Source organism: Paraburkholderia caledonica (genome assembly GCF_000383275.1).
GTDB lineage: Bacteria > Pseudomonadota > Gammaproteobacteria > Burkholderiales > Burkholderiaceae > Paraburkholderia > Paraburkholderia caledonica.
This window is the reverse complement of the sequence record NZ_KB911049.1, coordinates 107,694-124,701: the sequence shown is the minus strand read 5'-3', so window position 1 is coordinate 124,701 and position 17,008 is coordinate 107,694. Positions and strand designations below refer to the sequence as shown.

Genomic DNA, 17,008 nt, shown 5'->3' with positions numbered 1-17,008 from the left:
ACGGAGATCGGGCATGGAATGGAACGACGTTCGCATCTTCCTGGCAGTAGCTCGCAGCGGGTCCTTCGGCGAGTCCGCCCGGATGCTGGATGTGAGCCATCCGACAGTGGGTCGGCGAATCAAGGTGCTTGAGGACGAAGCGAAGCAGCCGCTTTTTCGTCGGACAAAGGACGGACTCGTGCTCACGGACGCCGGGGACACCGTGCTCGCGCTGGCAGAATCCATGGAGGATGCCGCGCTGTCCATGGAAAGGCGTCTGAGCGGCAACAACCAGCGCCTCGAAGGCATCCTGCGGATCTCATCGGCGGACTGGTTTGCCGGCTATGTACTGGCTCCCGTCCTGGCCGAGTTGACGCGCCGTCATCCTGCTGTCGTGCCGGAAGTGATTGCAAGCTATCGACTACTCGATCTCTCCCGTCGTGAGGCGGACGTAGCCTTTCGCATCGTGCCGTTCAGCGAGCCGGATATTGTTCAGCGCCGTCTAATGCGGATTCCATACGGTCTCTATGCGTCGGCGGCAACCGCACAGGCGTTGCAGGACGATCCGGCATCCGTAGGGCTCATTCTCATGAATACCGCGCAGTCGCACTTTCCCGACGTCAGTTGGGTGCTGGAAAGGTTTCCGCTTTCACGACGAGCCTTCACAAGCACAAATCGAACGGTCCAGGCACAGATGTGCCTGAGAGGGGTAGGTATCGCGGTGCTGCCAAGGCCACTTGGCGATGCAATCTCCGGATTGCATCGCATCGACACGCCCGATCAACCTCCCATGCGGGATTTGTGGGTTGGCTATCATCAGGACCTGCGACACATGGATCGCTTGCGCGCGATGCTGGATATCGCCGAGACGATGCTGTCGGATTCCATAACTGCAGCACAGTGAGTAAACCGATCACGATGCTGCACTGATAGCTGGCTCAAGCCCGCCGATTATTTGTTGCCGAGTCGGCTGAACGCGTCGACGCGCGAGTACGCCCGCATTTGGGCCAATGAGCTCGTAGGTGAATAACTACGGGTACTGCAGGATGTTGATGATCGTACCGTCGGGGTCTCGAACCATCGTCGACCGTAAGCCGTCTGCAGAGAGAGGCTTGAGTTTCCATTCGAAGACCGCGCCTTCATTCTCGAGGTGAGATGTGACGGCTTCGAGGCTCGATGTGCGAAAAACGATCGCCTTCGCCCCGGTCAGGTCGATGTGCGGCCCCGGCACAATATTCGCGTCGGGATTGCGAACGGTCGTTGCACGCGAAAGAAGTTCGAGCCGCATGTCGTCTCTTTCGAGAATCTGGAAATCGGCCTCGAGTGGTTCGATGTAGGTCGAGTATCCTCGACGAAACCCGAAGAGGCGCCCGTACCAGTCTGCGGATCGATTGATGTCAGTCACCGAGACAGCGACGTTATCGAATTCAATCAACTGCTGCGTCGGCAACTCCGATTTGCTCAGGTCAGTCATTCATATTTCTCCACAGGTGGCGCGTCGCGTCACTCGCGACCGCGCACGCTACGAGTCGGTGTGTTCGCGACGGTGCTGGTTTGCGATTTCTTCGTTCGACCACTCGAGAGCTTTGCGACGCGGCCTTCGGGCTCCTTCGATCGTGCGTTCGTGCCCGATTCGTTGCGCACCAGCTCACGTATGCCCGCCGCCGCGAAGCGCACGAGGTCGGAATAGTGCGCCGTCGATTTCCTCGCGCGGTCCCGTGCGCCTAGGCGCATCGCCCGGCCATTTAGTGCATGGGCCTGCTGCCGCGCTCCCACCGAAAACAGATACGCCCACACCGCCTGCTCGCGTGCAATGCCAGGCAAGACCGTATGCAGGGCGTCGATGAATCGCTCCGCGATCGGGTCATAGTAGGTTTCGCGAATGCGCCGTGAACGCTCGTCGCTACCGAGACTGACGGACGCGACGAGTTGCACGTAAAGCGCGAGATTTACCGCATCCTCGCCATGAAAAATTTCCGACAGCGGGGTGAAGGCGATCGTCAGCACGTCTTCGACGGTCGCGGTGCTTTCGCTCGCGAACAGGGCGTCGAGCAGCTTGCCACGGTGCTGATTGATCGCCGACGACCGTCGCTCGAACACGGCCTCGTAGAGCTTGTCCTTGGTCGCGTAGTGATAATGCACGAGCGCCTGCGCGACGCCCGCTTCCTCTGCGATGTTCCGCATGCTCGCGCCGGCGTAGCCGTGCTCACCGAACACCCGTTCGGCCGCATTCAGGATCGCGGAGAGGCGGGTGCCCGGCGCGTGCTCTTGTTCCTGAGCACTGTTGCCCGTGCGTGCCGACGCTTTCTTTTCGCGTTCTGTCTTCATCCAGGCGACTCCTTCACCGTACTATTCGATCGATCAGTCAGTATATCGCGATCCTCATACGATGCGATATACCGGGCAGCGCGCGCCGTTACCCAAGAAATTCCGGTTCGGGCAGTCCTTTCACGCCGGGACGTACTGCGAGCACATTGCCCGCGAGCGGTTGCTGCGCGAGTTCCTTCTCGCTCATGCGCCGGCGCGCCGTAGTGATAAAGAGGGTGTCGAGATCGGGACCGCCGAAGCACAGGCTGCTCACGCGCCGCACCGGGAGATTGATGACCATGTCGATTCGTCCGCGCGGGTCGTAGCGCGTGACGCACCAGCCGTCCATGTTCGCGCTCCAGAAGCACCCGTCGGCATCGACGGTCGAGCCGTCGCAGATACCACGTCCGAGCGGAACTTCGGCGAACTTGCGGCGGTTATAGATGGCGCCGTCGACGGAGTCGTAGTCGAACACGTCAATTTGGCAACTGAACGAGTCGGTCATGTACATCAGGCGGTTATCCGGGCTAAAGCTCAGCCCGTTGATGCACGTGATGCCTTCCATGATGAGTTTCGGCTTCAGATCGGGATCCAGCCGGAACAAACGTCCGCGTGGGGTGTAGGCGGCCGCTTCCACGGTGCCCGACCAGTAGCGGCCGTGCCTGTCGCATTTGCCGTCATTGAAACGGTTCTTCGGACGTTCGGCATCGGGACGCGCAACTTCGGTCAGCTCACCGGTTTCGGGCGAGAAGAAGTAGAAGCCCGAGCGCATGCCTACGATCAGGCCGCCTTTGGCGCGCAGGCCGATGCTGCCGATCTCTTCCTGCATCGGCCAGCTCTTCTTGGCGCCGCTTGAAATGTCGAGGCGATGGATCGATTGACCGATCCCATCCACCCACCAGAGAAGTTGCGTTTTCTCATCCCAGATGATCGACTCGCCGAGCACATCGGGCGTGGAATCGACCACATCGATGACCGAACCTACCATATCGATCGGTCTGGTAATACTGCTGACAGTCATGCTGCCTCCTTGATTTGTGAAGTGATGCAGACAGGAAGAATCGGGTCCCGCTCAGGCGGCCACTTCTCTCATGCGGGCGATGCCTTCCAGCGCGAGTCCGTATCCGAGCACGTCGTGCAGTCGTGCTTTCAGTTCCTGGTTCAGGCAGGTGCGTGTATAGCGTCGCACGAGACGCGGCTGCTTGAGCATCAGCCTGGCGAGTTCGCGGGCGCGCGGCAAAAGCTCGGCCGACGGCAGCACTTCGTTCACTAATCCCATTTCAAGCGCCGCGCTTGCGGGAATGCTCTGACCTGTCAGAAGAAAGTAATGGCCGCGCGCGCGACCCATCAGCAGCGGCATGATCAGATGCATGCCGTCGCCCGGCACCATGCCTCCCTGGAAGTGTGCGGTGTCCTGGATCGTCGCGGTGTCGGATGCGAGCACGATGTCTCCAAGCAGCGGGATCTCCGCATGCCGCACGGCCGGGCCGTTGATGACGCTGATCACCGGCGCCTCGATGTTGAGCAGGTTGATGAGCAGATGCTTCGCTTCCCAGTAGATCGGATCGTAGACCGTGGGCGTCATCGAATTGCGGTTCTGATGCATGCCGGGCGCAATGGCCGGTCCGCTGAAGGCATCGCCCGTGCCGGTCATGATCACGACCTCGTTGTCCCGATCTCGTCCTACATCGAGAAAAGCCTGCTCGAACTCGCGATGGGCCGTCAGATTCCATACCAGTGGCTCGCCGTGCGTGTGGAAGTGCATCTCCAGTACGCCATCGGTACGTGTCATGCGGATGGTCTCGAATTTGTCTGAGTACTCGTTGAAGGTGCTCACGGCTCTTTCCTCTGATGAAGGTTGAAAATCCCTCTGACGCCTGTCGCAAACGGGTCGCTGTTCGCGAGGCGAGGTGTTCAGCTGCCGATACTAATCCTGACTGATCGATCAGTCAACAAGGGAAAGTCCCCGGCGAAATCGTCCGTGTTTCGGGTTGACCGGAACTCGGCTCGTCGGCTACTGTGCTGACTGTTCGATCGATCAGTTTTCGGCGCGAACGTTCCGCCGCCTTCGGGCGCGCCCCCCAAAAAAGAGCAGACGCCGCCGGACCATCTGCGCGCCGACAGGCTCAAGGAGACAGCCTCATGAAACGCTTTCCGTCATTCACGTGCCGTTCCATTTCACTTCATTGAGAGGGTCATCATGTCGCGCAAAATCGCTCTCGATGTACACGCCCCCGCTCAGGTGACGGCCCCGGAAGACACGCAGCACGCGCTTTACCTCAAAGTCGCGATGCGGCTCGTGCCGCTTCTGATCGTCTGCTATGTGATTGCGTATCTGGACCGCATCAACGTCGGCTTCGCGAAGCTGCAGATGCAGGACGCGCTCGGCTTCAGCGATGCCGTGTACGGACTAGGCGCGGGAATATTCTTCATCGGCTACTTTCTGTTCGAAGTGCCGAGCAATCTGCTTCTGCAACGCATCGGCGCACGTAAGACCATCACACGCATCATGGTTCTATGGGGTCTCACCGGCTGCGCAATGGCGACCGTATCGAGCCCGACCGCGTTCTACGTACTGCGCTTTCTGCTCGGCGTGTTCGAGGCGGGCTTTTTTCCCGGCGTCGTCTACTTCCTGAGTCAATGGTTCCCGCGCAACCGTCGCGGGCAGATTCTCGGTCTCTTCATGACCGGATTTCCGATCGCGGGGATGATCGGCGGCCCGGTGTCGGGTTGGGCGATGTCGCGGCTCGCGGGCGTTGCGGGTCTGGCGGGCTGGCAGTGGCTCTATATCGTGGAAGCGGCGCCGGCGGTGCTGCTTGGCATCGTGACCTGGTTCACCCTTTCGGACGACATCGAGCGAGCAAAATGGCTCACCGAACCGGAGCGCGACACCTTGCGCCACGCATTGCGCGACGACGGCCGCGAAGCCGGCGCGGAACACGCCGGGCAGTTGCGGCAGGTCATCGCCGACCCGAAGGTGTACGTGATCAGCTTCGCCTATTTCACCTTTATTTGCGGCACCTACGCGCTGAGCTTCTGGGTGCCGACGGTACTGAAGAGCGCAGGCGCGACGAGCGTGGAGCGCATTGGCTGGCTCTCGGCCATTCCGTACGGCATCGCCACGATCGGCATGGTGCTGATCTGCCGCAACTCGGACAGGCTTCTCGAACGTCGCTGGCACGGCGCACTGGCGGCCCTGGCGGGCGCGACCGCACTTTCACTGCTACCGCTTCTGGCGCATGATCTGACTGCGACCATCGTGCTCCTGACGATCGCATCGACCACGGTGTTCGTCACGATTCCGCTGCTGTGGTCGCTCGCGTCCGACTATTTCGCCGGGTCGCCCGTCGCTGCTCCGGCGATCGCATTCGTCAACAGCCTCGGTCTGCTCGGCGGTTTCGCCAGTCCGTTCGCGATGGGCTGGCTCAAGACGCTGAGCGGCACACTCAACATCGGACTTTTTCTGATGACGACACTGCTGGCGCTCGGCGCATGCGCGATGCTCTGCGTGCGCGTGGGACACCAGACGAGCCGATGAGCAACCAACGAACGGCGAGGTCCGGGCAATCGGGCCGTCGCGCGACAAACATGGAACAGACTTTCAAGGACGCGTCGCCGGGCAGCCTGCTCGGGGAGAGCGTGGCGCGTCTGGACGCAGCGCGCTTCGTTTCGGGGCGCGTCGATTACAGTGCCGATCTCATTCCCGAAGGTGCGCTCCATCTTGCCATCCTGCGCAGCGTTCACGCGTGTGCGACGATCGTCTCGATCGACCTCTCCGGTGCGCTCGCCATGCCGGGTGTCGTCGCGGGCCTCACGGGAGAAGACGCAGCGCGCATGAGCGATGCAATGCCGCCGGCCATGGACCTCCCCGCACAAGGCGCACGCGGGCCTTTACAAAGTCGTTGCCTTGCACTCGAGCACGCGACGTACTTCGGCCAACCGGTCGCGGCGCTCGTGGCGACGTCGGTGCACGACGCGCAAGCCGCGCTCGCGAAGATTCGCGTCGAATACGAGGTGCAACCGGCAACCGCGAACGCGCGCGACGCCCTGCGCGAAGGTGCGCCGGTGGTTCAGCCCGGCTGGGATACGAACCTGTTCGTGCGCGACCGCATTCGTTCGGGGGACGCCGATGCTGCATTCGAGCGTGCGGCGCACATCGCACGAGGGGAACTGACGGTCGGCCCGTCGACCAGTGCACCAATGGAAACGCTGTGCTACGTCGCCCAGTGGGACGCGCGCGGCGAGCGTTACACGTTGACCGGCACGTTCCAGAACCCTCATACGAGCCGCTGGCTGATTGCAGTGGCGTTGCGTGTGAAGGAGTCGCAGGTCAGAGTGATCGCGCCGCGCATCGGCGGTACGTTCGGGCTGAAGATGGCTGGGCATCCCGAAGAAGTGCTGGTCGCGCTGTTCAGCCGGATCACGAAACGCCCGGTCGCCTGGGTCGAGGAACGGCGCGAAACACTGCTCGCCGGTGCGCGTTCGCAGCATCACAGCTATGAGATCGCGGCGGATGAGCAAGGCAGGCTCATCGGCTGGCGTGACCGCATCATGGTGGATGTCGGCATTATCGGCGCCGGTCATAGCTGGGCGATGGCGCTCGTCACGCCGGCCGTGTTTCCGACCGTCTACACGATTGAGCACTGCGACGTCGAGTGCTCTCTCGCGATCACCAATCGACCGCCCTGGCAAGCCATACGCGGTTACGGCAAAGAGATCGGCAACCTCGTGCTGGAACATGCGATCGATCGGCTGGCACGGCAAACTGGCATGGATCCAGTCGAATTGCGCCGTCGCAATCTGGTCGCACGGGAAGCCTTGCCGCGTTTGCTGCCGTCCGGGCTGAACGTGGATAGCGGCGACTATCCGGGCGGCCTTGAGCAGTTGCTGACGATGTTCGATTACGAGCAATGGCAGGAGCGCGCAAGCGCGGCGCGTACCAGCGAGCGTCGCATCGGTATTGGCATTGCGTTCGAACTGACGCCGGAAGGCGGCGCGCGGCCCGGTAACTTCCCAAATGGATACGAGACGTCCACCGTTCGCATGATGCCGTCGGGCGACGTGCAGGTGCTGACGGGCGTGACGTCCCCGGGCAGCGGCAGCGATACCGGCATTGCGCAGATGGTCGCCGGTGAACTCGGCCTGCGCGCGGACCAGGTCAGCGTGATCGAAGGGGACACGGACGTGACGCCGCTCGGCACCGGCAACGCGAGCAGCCGTGCGCTGATGTACGGCGGGACTGCCGCGTATCTCGCCGCACAGGAGTTGCGCGCACGGCTCTGTCAGTGCGCCGCCAACCTGCTCGGCGGTACGCCCGAAGACATTTCACTGCGCGACGGTCATGCGTGGCGCGAGTCGAACGGGACGAGGATCGCGGTGGCCGAACTCGCGCTCGGGGCGCATCTGCGGCCATTCACCGTGGCAGCCGGCGTGACGCTGCCGCTCGAAGTGACGCGCAGCTTCGCGCCGCAGAATGTGCGCGTGGAACCGGATGTGCAAGGCCGCATCGCCACATACCCGACATTCTCATATTCCGTGCATGCCGCGGCGCTAGAACTCGACATGGCGACTGGCAATAGCAGGCTGCTCGACTATGCCGTGGTGCACGACTGCGGCGCAATGGTCAATCCGGCGCTCGTCGAAGCGCAACTTAGAGGGGCGGTCGTGATGGGCATCGGTGCCGCGCTGTGGGAACTGATTAAGTTCGATGAACATCAACGCATGATTACCGATCGCTTCAAAAGTTATTTACTACCTCGCGCTAACGATCTTCCGTCCATTCGCGTCGGACATCGCGTGACGCTGAATCCGTTTCATCCGCTCGGCATGAAGGGCGCGGGCGAATCGGGGCTAGGCGGTGCGCTGTCAGCGGTGACCAATGCCGTGGCGAATGCACTCGGTGACGACGCGCGCCTGACGCACGTGCCGGCGACGCCGGCGCGCGTGATGGCGTCCCTCGAGGAGCGACGCGCGTGATCGGCCATTACTTCGATTTTCACCAACCGAGGGACCTCGACGAAGCGGCTGCCTTGCTAGCCGCCTTTCGCGAGGATGCCTCGGTGCTCGGCGGCGGCACGATGCTGGTGCCGTCGATGTCGGCGAATCTCGTGTGTCCCGGACATGTCATCAGTCTCGGTGCGCTCCGCCTGGATGAAATCGCGCTCGACGATACGCATCTGCACATCGGCGCGATGACGACCTATGCGCAATTGCTCGCTTCACCGCTCGTGGCGCGCCAGGCGCCGCTGCTTGCGGCGATGGCCGCGCAGGTCACCGGTGGTGCATCGATCGTCAATCAGGGCACGCTCGGTGGGGCAGCAAGCTACGCGAATCCTTCGTCCGACGCACCGGGATGTCTCGCGGCGCTCGAGGCAGAGTTCGAATTGCGCTCGTCGCAGGGCGTGCGTCATGTCGCTGCGCGAGAGTTTTTTATCGACGCCTTTTGCACCGCGCGCCGCGCAGACGAGTTTCTCATTGGCGTACGCGTGCCGCGCGACGCGACGCTCGTAGCCTGTGAGTATCAGAAGTACAAGGCGAGTGCGAGTTCGTGGCCCATCGTGACCGTTGCGTGCTCCCTGCATCGGGGCGAGCAGATCAGTGTGCGGCTTGCAGTCGGCGCGGCCGGCCGACGGCCGGCGTGTCGCCGCTTCGCGATCGACGAACAGGTTTTGCTCGCGCCCGATGCGTTTATCGAGCATGCGGCAACGAGTGCGCAAGATCTTGTCGGCGAAGGCTGGAGCGATGAACTCGCGGACGCGGACTATCGGCGCGCCGTTGTGCCTGGCGTCGTGAAACGGCATTTACGCATCCTGCTCACGGGAACGAAGACATGAAAGGAACGATCGAGGTGCGGCTCACGCTCAATGGCGAGCCGCGGTCTGAACGAGTGGACTCGCGACTGTTGCTCGTCGAACTCATCCGCGATGCACTCGATGCGAAAGGCACGCGCATCGGATGCCTGACCGGCGATTGCGGCGCGTGCACGGTGTTGCTCGACGGCGAGGTGAGGAAGTCCTGTCTTGTGCTTGCGGCGTCGATATCTGGAAACGACGTGCGGACGATCGAAGGCCTCAGCGGAATCGAGGCGCTGCAGGAGGCGTTCATTGCGGAGAACGGGTTTCAGTGCGGATTCTGCACGAGCGGCATGCTGATCGCGGCGGCGGACCTCCTGAGGCATAACTCGTCGCCGAGTCACGAAGAGATACGTCACGCGATCAGCGGCAATCTGTGCCGGTGCACCGGCTACGAGAGCATCGTCAACGCGATCCATCGCGCGGCGCACGGCGACAAGACGTGCGCCGCGGCCGACAACCCAGGCTAGCAGCGTGCTCGCGTTCTTTATCACGATGCCGATCGGTCCGCCGCGATAAACGGTGAAGCCGCGAGACGCGCCTGAATCTGGCATCGGCGCCCGCGCGCGACATCACCGGTGCGATGCATCCGATCGATACCAGCTTTCACGCCTTAGTCAATGGAGAACAGCATGTCGAGAGATGCCAACGTCACGATCTATGTCACCTACGAAGGCAAGGCCGGTGCGCGCTTCGATCGCGCGTATTACGTCGACCGTCATTTGCCCCTTGTGATGCATCACTGGTCACGCTACGGCCTTGTCGGGGTCGCGGCCTTTTTCCCCGCCGAGCAGCACGCCGGAACACTTGCGATCTGCGAATGCAGGTTTCGTGACGAAGCATCGGTCGATGCGGCTTTTACGTCGCCTGAAGCGCCCGCCGTGATGGCCGACGTGACACGCTTCACGGATATTGCGCCGCGCCGCCTGCGCGCGACGGCGCTATAAAGAGGCACCTGCTAAGCGAGTTCGGACGCAGCGCTCACTTCTTTCCTCGGATGGTTCATCGCAGTCCAGGCGACGCCAGACACGCGCGTTGGCTAACACGGTTCATCTGAAACGCAGGCTGAAGCAGCGTCGTCTCATGTTAGGATCGACAAGCTCACTCGTGTGCAACCTTTGTGAACCGCCCCCCGATACCGAACTGATCCGCATGCCCATCAATTACCTTCGCGGTTTCACGGCGCCTGAGCGCAGCGACGTCGCGAATCGTCGCCTCGGGCGATCGCTCGCGTTCGTCGCGGGAGCAGCCAACGCTGGCGGATTCCTTGCTGTGGGTCAGTACACGTCACACATGTCCGGCATTGTGTCGTCGCTTGCCGATAACGTCGCGCTTGGCGACATGAATGTGGCTGTGGCGGGATTGAGTTCCTTGCTGTCCTTCCTGGTCGGCGCGGCCACGTCAGCGATCCTGATCAACTGGGGGCGACGCAGGCGCTTGCAGAGCCAATACGCGATGCCGTTGATGCTCGAGGCGTCGCTGCTTCTGATCTTCGGTGTTCTCGGCTCGAACCTCGAATCGCACCACGTGCTCTTCGTGCCGGCTACCGTCTGCCTTCTCTGTTACGTGATGGGACTGCAGAACGCTATGATCACGAAGGTTTCAAAGGCGGAAATCCGGACGACACACGTTACTGGTCTCGTGACCGATATTGGCATCGAGCTTGGTAAGCTGTTCTATTGGAATGTCGGGGCAATGCCCGGCAACCTGGTCTGCGGAGATCGGCAGAAACTAAAGCTTCTCGGATCGCTGTTACTGTCGTTCCTGGTAGGTGGACTTACTGGCGCAGTAGGCTTTAGACACCTGGGATTTGCGTCGACCGTTCCCCTTGCAATCGTCCTCGTTACTCTCGCCGTTGTCCCCATCGTCGACGATGTGCGTGGTTATCGAGGTTAGGCGAAACGCCAGGCTGCATGGCTTGACAGGTTTCTGCATTCGCACGCGAAGCGGACGCAGATCAGCGGTAAGTTCATGCGGACTTCGCCAATCGACCAATCCGCCGCCACGCCATCACGACGAAAGCCAGCCACGCCCGATAGGCCATGCCAGCAGCTTTCTATACACCGCTATGAGACCGCGAGTCAGTGCAGCGCCAGACATCTTCCATAGCGGAGCAACCAGCGCATAGGCTATGCATGCAACGGCGACAGCGCCTGCCATGTCCAGCGGAAAATGCACTCCTACAAACACGCGCGCCCATGCCACGGCCAGACCCGCGAGCAACATCGACAAACCGTAGCGGCGCTCGCCGGCGAGCAGCAAGGTCAGGGTCCCGCTTGCCAACACGGTCACGTGGTCGCTCGGAAACGATGAATCTGGCGCGTGCTCGATAAAGGTATGGCCCAAGCCGATCATGAACGGCCGCGGATGCATCCACCCAAGACCGATCAGCTGATTGATGCCGAGCGCCAGCAGAACCGCGCAACACACTCGCACTGCGGCGGCGCGTCGACGTTCGCCGCCCGAGAGCCACAACGCGGCGAGAAAAAGCGGCACGAGATAGATCACGTCATCGGCGATAAAGCGGGCTACGTCGATGATCCAGGCGGGCGCCGACGGTGTCGCGTTGATCGACAGAAAGAGTGCGCGGTTCAGCGCTTCCAGTGCATTCATCGGTCTAGATCGCAGTGAAAATTAGTCGATCTTAGCCGCCAAATCTTATGGGAAGCTTAGGGCGCCACCAGTACAGTTTCGTCGTCCGGCGAGACCCGGTGTCCGGCCGCGTGCTTCATCACATTAAACGAGTTGATGATTCGGCCTCCTACGGGAAAAGCGCGATCTCGAGTCATTTGGAATTTCGGTACCAAATCAACTGCGTCGAACACGGTATCGACAGGTTGCCAACGGTCGATCAGAGACATCCTTAAGAAAACCTTAAGCAAACCTAACGCTCGCACGCAATTAATTCTTGTGCAACCGGGCAAAATACAGCTAGTTGTAAGTCAACGTTCACGGACTCGACGCAAACACATTGCACATTGATGGTCCGGCAGGTTGTTCTGTTACCCATCAATAAGGACGAGACATGAACCGAAGAAGACCGCAATGGCCGTTGCAAAACGTGTTCTCCACTGTAGCCCTGACGCTGGCAGTATCTTGCGCAGCGAATGCATCTCCCGCCGAGGACCATCATCGCGGGCAAGACGGCGATCACCGCAGGCACAATGAGGTCGAACATGTGCTTCTCATCAGTTTCGACGGTTTGCACGAACAAGACGTAGCGCGATGCATCGCTTCTAACTCGTGTCCCAACATTGCGCTTCTTGCAAAGGCCGGCACCACTTATACGGACGCTCATACGCCGGGTTTGTCGGACTCTTTTCCGGGGCTCGCCGCACTAGTTACCGGTGGGTCGCCTAAGAGCGCAGGGCTTTTCTACGACGTGTCATACGACAGAACGCTATACGCGCCTTCGGATTCGACGTGCAGTGGTCCGCAAGGCTGGAACGTCGTATTCGACGAGACCACCGGCATTGACGCCGAGAATGGCGGCGCACTGACGCATCTCGATGGCGGTGGCGGATTCAATCCACAGGCTATCCCTCACGCAAAAATCGGTGGCGTCTGCAAGCCCGTTTATCCGCACGATTATGTGAAGACCAACACGGTCTTCGAAGTCGTCAAACAAAACCTTCCAGGTGCGCGCACGGCCTGGGCGGACAAGCATGCATGGGGCTACGACTGGCTGAACGGCCCATCCGGGCACGGTGTCGACGATCTCATGCGAACCGAGATCAATTCGATCGACCCCGCGACCGGCACCGACTACACGGACGTCTACAGCCATACCGAGAAATTTGACGACTTTCACGTCGCGGCAATCATCAATCAGATCGACAGCAAGACATCGAAGGGCGATGCAGCGGCCAGTGTGCCTGCGGTACTCGGCACGAACTTCCAAACGCTGAGCGTTGCACAGAAGGCGCCGGTGGCGAAGGGTGGTGGCTATCTGGACGCGAGCTTCACGCCCGGCCCGCAAGTTGCGGCGGCCATCGCGTACATCGACGCATCCCTCGGTCGAATGGTGACCGAATTGAAGCAGCGCGGGCTCTATCAGTCCACCGCGATCATCGTCACATCCAAGCATGGCCAGTCGCCCACGGATCACTCGAAGCTCGTGAAAAACGGCGACACGCTGTCGAAGCTCCTTGAATCGAGCAACTATTTCGATCCGGACGGCAACATTGGACAGGCGAGCACCAAAAGCGGCAACCTCAACGACGGGACCGGACTCACAGGTACGGGCTTCATACAGACCGACGACGTCGGGCTCGTATGGCTGCGCGATCAGAGTCAGCTCGCCGCCGCCGTCAAGACGCTCAAGGACAACCTGAGTTGCAATGCGCCAGGGATCTGCGCGGACGGCCCGCAGGCATATATTCTGTACGGCCGTCCGCTCGCTGCGCGCTTTGGCGATCCAGCGGGCGGTCGAACCCCGGACATCATCGTTCAGCCGAACCCCGGCGTCATCTACACGACGAGCACGAAGAAGGACGAGGAGCACGGAGGCAATGCGCCGGATGACAGCCACCTGGGCCTTGTCGTCTACATGCCTGGCGCGCCGGGTGCAGGCCGGGAGGTCAGTGAGCGCGTGCAGACAACGCAGGTCGCGCCGACCATTCTGCGCTTGCTCGGGCTCGATCCGAAGCTGCTCAATGCAGTGGTAATGGAGGGCACGCAGCCGTTGCCGGGTTTCGACGCGCGAAGGTTCTAGACGGTTCTGCTGCGGACGCCGCTCGCGGCGTCCGCAGCGGTCGGGAATAATAGCGATCCCGAACAACATGTAATCGCCAGCGCGCCGTTGGCGATTGGTCTCGCAGCGGTGCGGGTCCGTTCACTCCGGCCTCGGTTGCGGCCAATGCGGCACTGATCTGTCAGGATGCGCCCGGGGTTGATCGCGCGGAGGTGCATCGCCAGATCGACCATGAGGTCGTGGACTTCTTACGTTCAAATCTATAACTCATCGGGGCGGGTATCGTTTCACGGAGACGGCAGTGTCGACCGCGGCGCCATGACGCGCAGCACCGGACGTCCGTCGACGTTCTTCAGCGGGAAATAGGCACGATGCGTTGATGGATCGACAGCAACCACATGCGCGTTGGGTCCGATGCGGCCTTCGCCGATTTTCGACACCGTTGAAGACCCAACGGCAAACATCGACACGATGCCTGCCTCGCCGGCGATATAAAGCGTGCCCGCACCGGGATCGAATGCAATCACGTCGGGATCGGCGCCAACGTCGAATGACTGGACGACCTGCCTGGTGAGCAGGTTCAGCGTCAGCAGTCTGTCGTTGCCTTCGCACGCGACGAACGCGAGGTGTGGCTGCGAAACGATATAGAGGCCGTGATTGCCTCGCGCGCCCGGCAGATCGATCCGCGCGACGATTGCGTCAGTCGTTGGATCGATCTCGACGAGTTGTCCTCGTGACTGGACATTGACGAAGATATGACGGGACACTGGATCGTACTGGGTGTTGCCGACTTCGCCGCCCAACGGGATCGCCTTGATGCGGCGATTGGACTGGGTATCGATTACGGTTTCAGTCCCACCTGTCTCGTCCGATACATAAAGTTTCCGGGTGTCCGGTGCATAGGCCATTCCGTCCGGATAGACGCCTCCCGGCATGCGTGCAGTGATTTTCAGGGTGGTCTCGTCGATGGCAACAACTTCGTTCGTGCCGGTCGCGGACGCGTACACGCGCGACTGTTCACGTACTACCAGGACGCCATGAACGGCGGCGATGTTGCCAATTCGGGCGACAACGCGTGAGTGTTGCGTGTCGAAAACGATTACTTCGCTGTCGCCAAGGTGCGCGATGAACAGCAGATGTCGATCAGGATCGTAGCTTTCGTAATCGAGCCGGGTGGCGCGACCTGGCAGCGGGATGTCGGCGAGGTGGGTCAACGGTAGGTCGGCCGTGAGTGGAGTCTCCGCAGCGGCCGTGCTGTCATGGATGGCCATTGCAGCAAGTCCGATCATCGAAAGAACGCCGAGCAGCTTCGCAATGCAGCGACGATTCGAGAGAATACGGTCTTTCATGACGAATCTCCGCCGGACCTGGCATGACGAAATGCGGCGAGTACCAGTACCGGGAGAGCATAGGCAATTTTCAGCACAGCGCACGCGAATCGGACGGAATATTTCCAAGCCCGCTCACGTTCTATTACGGAGGTTCGCCTGCATTGGCGAGCACGGTCCTCATCCGCGATGAATTCACGCGCGCAACGCGTGCAAGTCTGCTTGCGCCGTGGCTAGCCTTCGGGGCCGGAGAACCCGGCACCGTGGTTCGACGAGTCTCGCGGCAGCGCGGCCCTTTCGCGGAGAAACATCATGAACGACAGAAGCCATACCGTTTTTGTCCTGGCGGCGCTTGCGCTCGGCGTTGTGCCGCTGAGCAGTCATGCGGACCAAACGATCCACGTCAAACTCTCGGACAACATGATTCAACTCGATCCCGGCACAGCGAAGGCCGGGCGCATCACGTTCGAGGTGAACAACGCAGCGAACGGCAATACCGAACATGAGTTCGTGGTGCTGAGGACAGACCTGGACGACGCGCATCTGCCGGTCCATAAAGGCCTGGTCACGGAGAGCCGGTTCAGGAAGATGGGCGAGGTGGAGGATCTTGCGCACGGTTCGACCAAGCGCTTGTCATTAAAACTTGCGCCGGGACGCTATGTGCTGATTTGCAACCGGCCGGGACACTATGAGATGGGCATGCACACATCGTTCGTTGTTGCGCGCTGAGGTTCGGGCCACAAGCGGCGTGACATCCGCCATGACTGCAAAGACGGTCTGGCATCAAAGGCGGTGATGTGGACATCAGCGTTACGGAACGAGCGGAGCAGGCAGGCACGGAAGGAATCGATGCCAATCCGGGTAAACTGCAGAGAGCCCACTGCCGCACACGGATCCGACAGATGAAAGATGAAAGATTGCTGGAGATGCGTGTCTTCAAGGCGGTCGTGGAGGCCGGGGGCTTCACCGCTGCGGCAAATATGTTGGGAGTGAGCCAACCGTTCGTCAGCCAAAGCGTCAACGCTCTGGAGCGAAGGCTCGGCGTGCAGTTGCTGCATCGTTCAACGCGCACGCAACGGCTGACCCATGAGGGCGAGCGCTTTCTGCTGTCTTGCAACGACATTCTCGAAAGCCTGGAGGAAGCGGAAGCGCAGGTCCGGTCCAGCGAGCCGAGCGGCAACCTGCGCGTCAGCGCGCCTCACGCGTTCGGCATGGATCAACTGGTGGCCGCGCTGCCAGGTTTTCTGTCGTCCTACCCAAAGGTATGCGTGCATTTTTCCCTGTCGGACTCCAACGTCAACCTGATCGAGGACAACTTCGACGTCGCAGTCCGCATGGGCCGGCTGCAGGATTCCTCTTTGCGCAGCCGAAAGCTTTGCGATCTCCAGCGCATCGTCGTGGCGTCTCCGGGCTATCTTGCCGCACACGGCACACCTGTGACTCCGCTCGGCCTGGCGAGGCACGCCTGCCTGACATGGGAGTCGCCGCGCGAGCATCTCAACCTGTGGCCATTCATGATCAACGGCAGGCTCGAACGGGTCGCGGTACAGGGCAGTTTCCGCAGCACCGACGGCACCACGCTTTTTCAGCTCTGCGTGGCCGGCGTCGGCATCATGCGCCTCGCCGAACACCTTGCATTGCCCGCGATCCGCCGAGGGGATCTGGTGCCGCTCCTCCCGGAGTACCAGGCGAAGGACGACACCGCGATCCATGTCGTCTATCTGCCCGAGCGCCAACTGGTGCCGCGCATTCGCGCTTTTATCGACTACTTCGTCGACGTCTTCCGCGAGCCGCCCTGGCAGAAGCCATAGGCGCCGGGGATTTATATGGCGGCGTAATAAATCCTATTG

16 protein-coding genes are annotated in these 17,008 nt (G+C 61.2%); 10 read left to right on the top strand and 6 right to left on the bottom strand.

The features are described from left to right. Nucleotides 1-13: 13 nt before the first annotated feature. Nucleotides 14-883 (top strand): LysR family transcriptional regulator, encoded by an 870-nt coding sequence (locus tag H281_RS0130735; RefSeq protein WP_020070964.1) that lies wholly within the window; start codon nt 14-16, stop codon nt 881-883. A gap of 126 nt (nt 884-1,009) precedes the next feature. Here H281_RS0130735 and H281_RS0130730 read toward each other — a convergent pair whose 3' ends face one another. The 4 genes from H281_RS0130730 to H281_RS0130715 all read right to left on the bottom strand — a co-directional run bounded on the left by H281_RS0130730 (nt 1,010) and on the right by H281_RS0130715 (nt 4,123). Continuing rightward, a complete protein-coding gene (locus H281_RS0130730) occupies nt 1,010-1,453 on the bottom strand; it encodes a VOC family protein (protein WP_020070963.1) in 444 nt (147 codons plus the stop codon). A gap of 29 nt (nt 1,454-1,482) precedes the next feature. Beyond that, nucleotides 1,483-2,307, bottom strand: coding sequence for a TetR/AcrR family transcriptional regulator (locus H281_RS0130725; protein ID WP_020070962.1), 825 nt, complete (start codon nt 2,305-2,307; stop codon nt 1,483-1,485). 88 nt (nt 2,308-2,395) lie between these two features. Continuing rightward, nucleotides 2,396-3,307 (bottom strand): SMP-30/gluconolactonase/LRE family protein, encoded by a 912-nt coding sequence (locus tag H281_RS0130720; RefSeq protein WP_020070961.1) that lies wholly within the window; start codon nt 3,305-3,307, stop codon nt 2,396-2,398. A gap of 51 nt (nt 3,308-3,358) precedes the next feature. Next, nucleotides 3,359-4,123 carry an enoyl-CoA hydratase/isomerase family protein gene (locus H281_RS0130715; RefSeq protein ID WP_006047399.1) on the bottom strand — a complete coding sequence of 255 codons (765 nt, stop codon included), beginning with the start codon at nt 4,121-4,123 and terminating at the stop codon, nt 3,359-3,361. A gap of 363 nt (nt 4,124-4,486) precedes the next feature. On the opposite strand from H281_RS0130715, the gene H281_RS0130710 reads away from it, so the two are divergent. From H281_RS0130710 to H281_RS0130685, 6 genes are all read left to right on the top strand, one after another. Next, the gene (locus H281_RS0130710; protein WP_020070960.1) at nt 4,487-5,824 is read left to right on the top strand and encodes an MFS transporter; all 1,338 of its coding nucleotides are present in this window, start codon (nt 4,487-4,489) and stop codon (nt 5,822-5,824) included. Between the two features lie 50 nt (nt 5,825-5,874). Next, nucleotides 5,875-8,262: a xanthine dehydrogenase family protein molybdopterin-binding subunit gene (locus tag H281_RS0130705; protein WP_020070959.1), complete on the top strand. Its 2,388-nt coding sequence runs from the start codon at nt 5,875-5,877 to the stop codon at nt 8,260-8,262. Then, nucleotides 8,259-9,119: an FAD binding domain-containing protein gene (locus H281_RS0130700; RefSeq protein WP_020070958.1), complete on the top strand. Its 861-nt coding sequence runs from the start codon at nt 8,259-8,261 to the stop codon at nt 9,117-9,119. The genes H281_RS0130705 and H281_RS0130700 overlap by 4 nt, the downstream gene beginning before the upstream one ends. After that, nucleotides 9,116-9,607, top strand: coding sequence for a (2Fe-2S)-binding protein (locus H281_RS0130695; protein WP_020070957.1), 492 nt, complete (start codon nt 9,116-9,118; stop codon nt 9,605-9,607). Before H281_RS0130700 ends, H281_RS0130695 begins: the two co-directional genes overlap by 4 nt. Before the next feature lie 162 nt (nt 9,608-9,769). After that, nucleotides 9,770-10,084, top strand: coding sequence for an EthD family reductase (locus tag H281_RS0130690; protein ID WP_020070956.1), 315 nt, complete (start codon nt 9,770-9,772; stop codon nt 10,082-10,084). 205 nt (nt 10,085-10,289) lie between these two features. Further along, nucleotides 10,290-11,033 (top strand): YoaK family protein, encoded by a 744-nt coding sequence (locus H281_RS0130685; RefSeq protein WP_020070955.1) that lies wholly within the window; start codon nt 10,290-10,292, stop codon nt 11,031-11,033. 114 nt (nt 11,034-11,147) lie between these two features. On the opposite strand, the gene H281_RS0130680 is transcribed toward H281_RS0130685, so the two are convergent. Then, nucleotides 11,148-11,750 carry a phosphatase PAP2 family protein gene (locus tag H281_RS0130680; RefSeq protein WP_020070954.1) on the bottom strand — a complete coding sequence of 201 codons (603 nt, stop codon included), beginning with the start codon at nt 11,748-11,750 and terminating at the stop codon, nt 11,148-11,150. A 412-nt stretch (nt 11,751-12,162) separates the two neighbouring features. Between H281_RS0130680 and H281_RS0130675 the strand changes: the two genes are divergently transcribed. Further along, on the top strand, nt 12,163-13,851 hold the full coding sequence (locus H281_RS0130675) for an alkaline phosphatase family protein (RefSeq protein ID WP_027805088.1): 1,689 nt from the start codon (nt 12,163-12,165) through the stop codon (nt 13,849-13,851). A 266-nt stretch (nt 13,852-14,117) separates the two neighbouring features. On the opposite strand, the gene H281_RS0130670 is transcribed toward H281_RS0130675, so the two are convergent. Beyond that, nucleotides 14,118-15,179 carry a YncE family protein gene (locus H281_RS0130670; RefSeq protein WP_020070952.1) on the bottom strand — a complete coding sequence of 354 codons (1,062 nt, stop codon included), beginning with the start codon at nt 15,177-15,179 and terminating at the stop codon, nt 14,118-14,120. Nucleotides 15,180-15,470: 291 nt separating this feature from the next. Between H281_RS0130670 and H281_RS0130665 the strand changes: the two genes are divergently transcribed. After that, nucleotides 15,471-15,887 (top strand): cupredoxin domain-containing protein, encoded by a 417-nt coding sequence (locus H281_RS0130665; RefSeq protein WP_020070951.1) that lies wholly within the window; start codon nt 15,471-15,473, stop codon nt 15,885-15,887. Nucleotides 15,888-16,060: 173 nt separating this feature from the next. Continuing rightward, on the top strand, nt 16,061-16,969 hold the full coding sequence (locus H281_RS0130660) for a LysR family transcriptional regulator (protein ID WP_020070950.1): 909 nt from the start codon (nt 16,061-16,063) through the stop codon (nt 16,967-16,969). The last annotated feature ends 39 nt before the right edge of the window (nt 16,970-17,008 follow it).

Excerpts from the sequence above, each read along its gene's own strand:
- H281_RS0130735 (WP_020070964.1), top strand. The coding sequence starts at position 14 with ATGGAATGGAACGACGTTCGCATCTTCCTGGCAGTAGCTCGCAGCGGG.
- H281_RS0130730 (WP_020070963.1), bottom strand. The coding sequence starts at position 1,453 with ATGACTGACCTGAGCAAATCGGAGTTGCCGACGCAGCAGTTGATTGAA.
- H281_RS0130725 (WP_020070962.1), bottom strand. The coding sequence starts at position 2,307 with ATGAAGACAGAACGCGAAAAGAAAGCGTCGGCACGCACGGGCAACAGT.
- H281_RS0130720 (WP_020070961.1), bottom strand. The coding sequence starts at position 3,307 with ATGACTGTCAGCAGTATTACCAGACCGATCGATATGGTAGGTTCGGTC.
- H281_RS0130710 (WP_020070960.1), top strand. The coding sequence starts at position 4,487 with ATGTCGCGCAAAATCGCTCTCGATGTACACGCCCCCGCTCAGGTGACG.
- H281_RS0130705 (WP_020070959.1), top strand. The coding sequence starts at position 5,875 with ATGGAACAGACTTTCAAGGACGCGTCGCCGGGCAGCCTGCTCGGGGAG.
- H281_RS0130695 (WP_020070957.1), top strand. The coding sequence starts at position 9,116 with ATGAAAGGAACGATCGAGGTGCGGCTCACGCTCAATGGCGAGCCGCGG.
- H281_RS0130690 (WP_020070956.1), top strand. The coding sequence starts at position 9,770 with ATGTCGAGAGATGCCAACGTCACGATCTATGTCACCTACGAAGGCAAG.
- H281_RS0130685 (WP_020070955.1), top strand. The coding sequence starts at position 10,290 with ATGCCCATCAATTACCTTCGCGGTTTCACGGCGCCTGAGCGCAGCGAC.
- H281_RS0130680 (WP_020070954.1), bottom strand. The coding sequence starts at position 11,750 with ATGAATGCACTGGAAGCGCTGAACCGCGCACTCTTTCTGTCGATCAAC.
- H281_RS0130675 (WP_027805088.1), top strand. The coding sequence starts at position 12,163 with ATGAACCGAAGAAGACCGCAATGGCCGTTGCAAAACGTGTTCTCCACT.
- H281_RS0130670 (WP_020070952.1), bottom strand. The coding sequence starts at position 15,179 with ATGAAAGACCGTATTCTCTCGAATCGTCGCTGCATTGCGAAGCTGCTC.
- H281_RS0130665 (WP_020070951.1), top strand. The coding sequence starts at position 15,471 with ATGAACGACAGAAGCCATACCGTTTTTGTCCTGGCGGCGCTTGCGCTC.
- H281_RS0130660 (WP_020070950.1), top strand. The coding sequence starts at position 16,061 with ATGAAAGATGAAAGATTGCTGGAGATGCGTGTCTTCAAGGCGGTCGTG.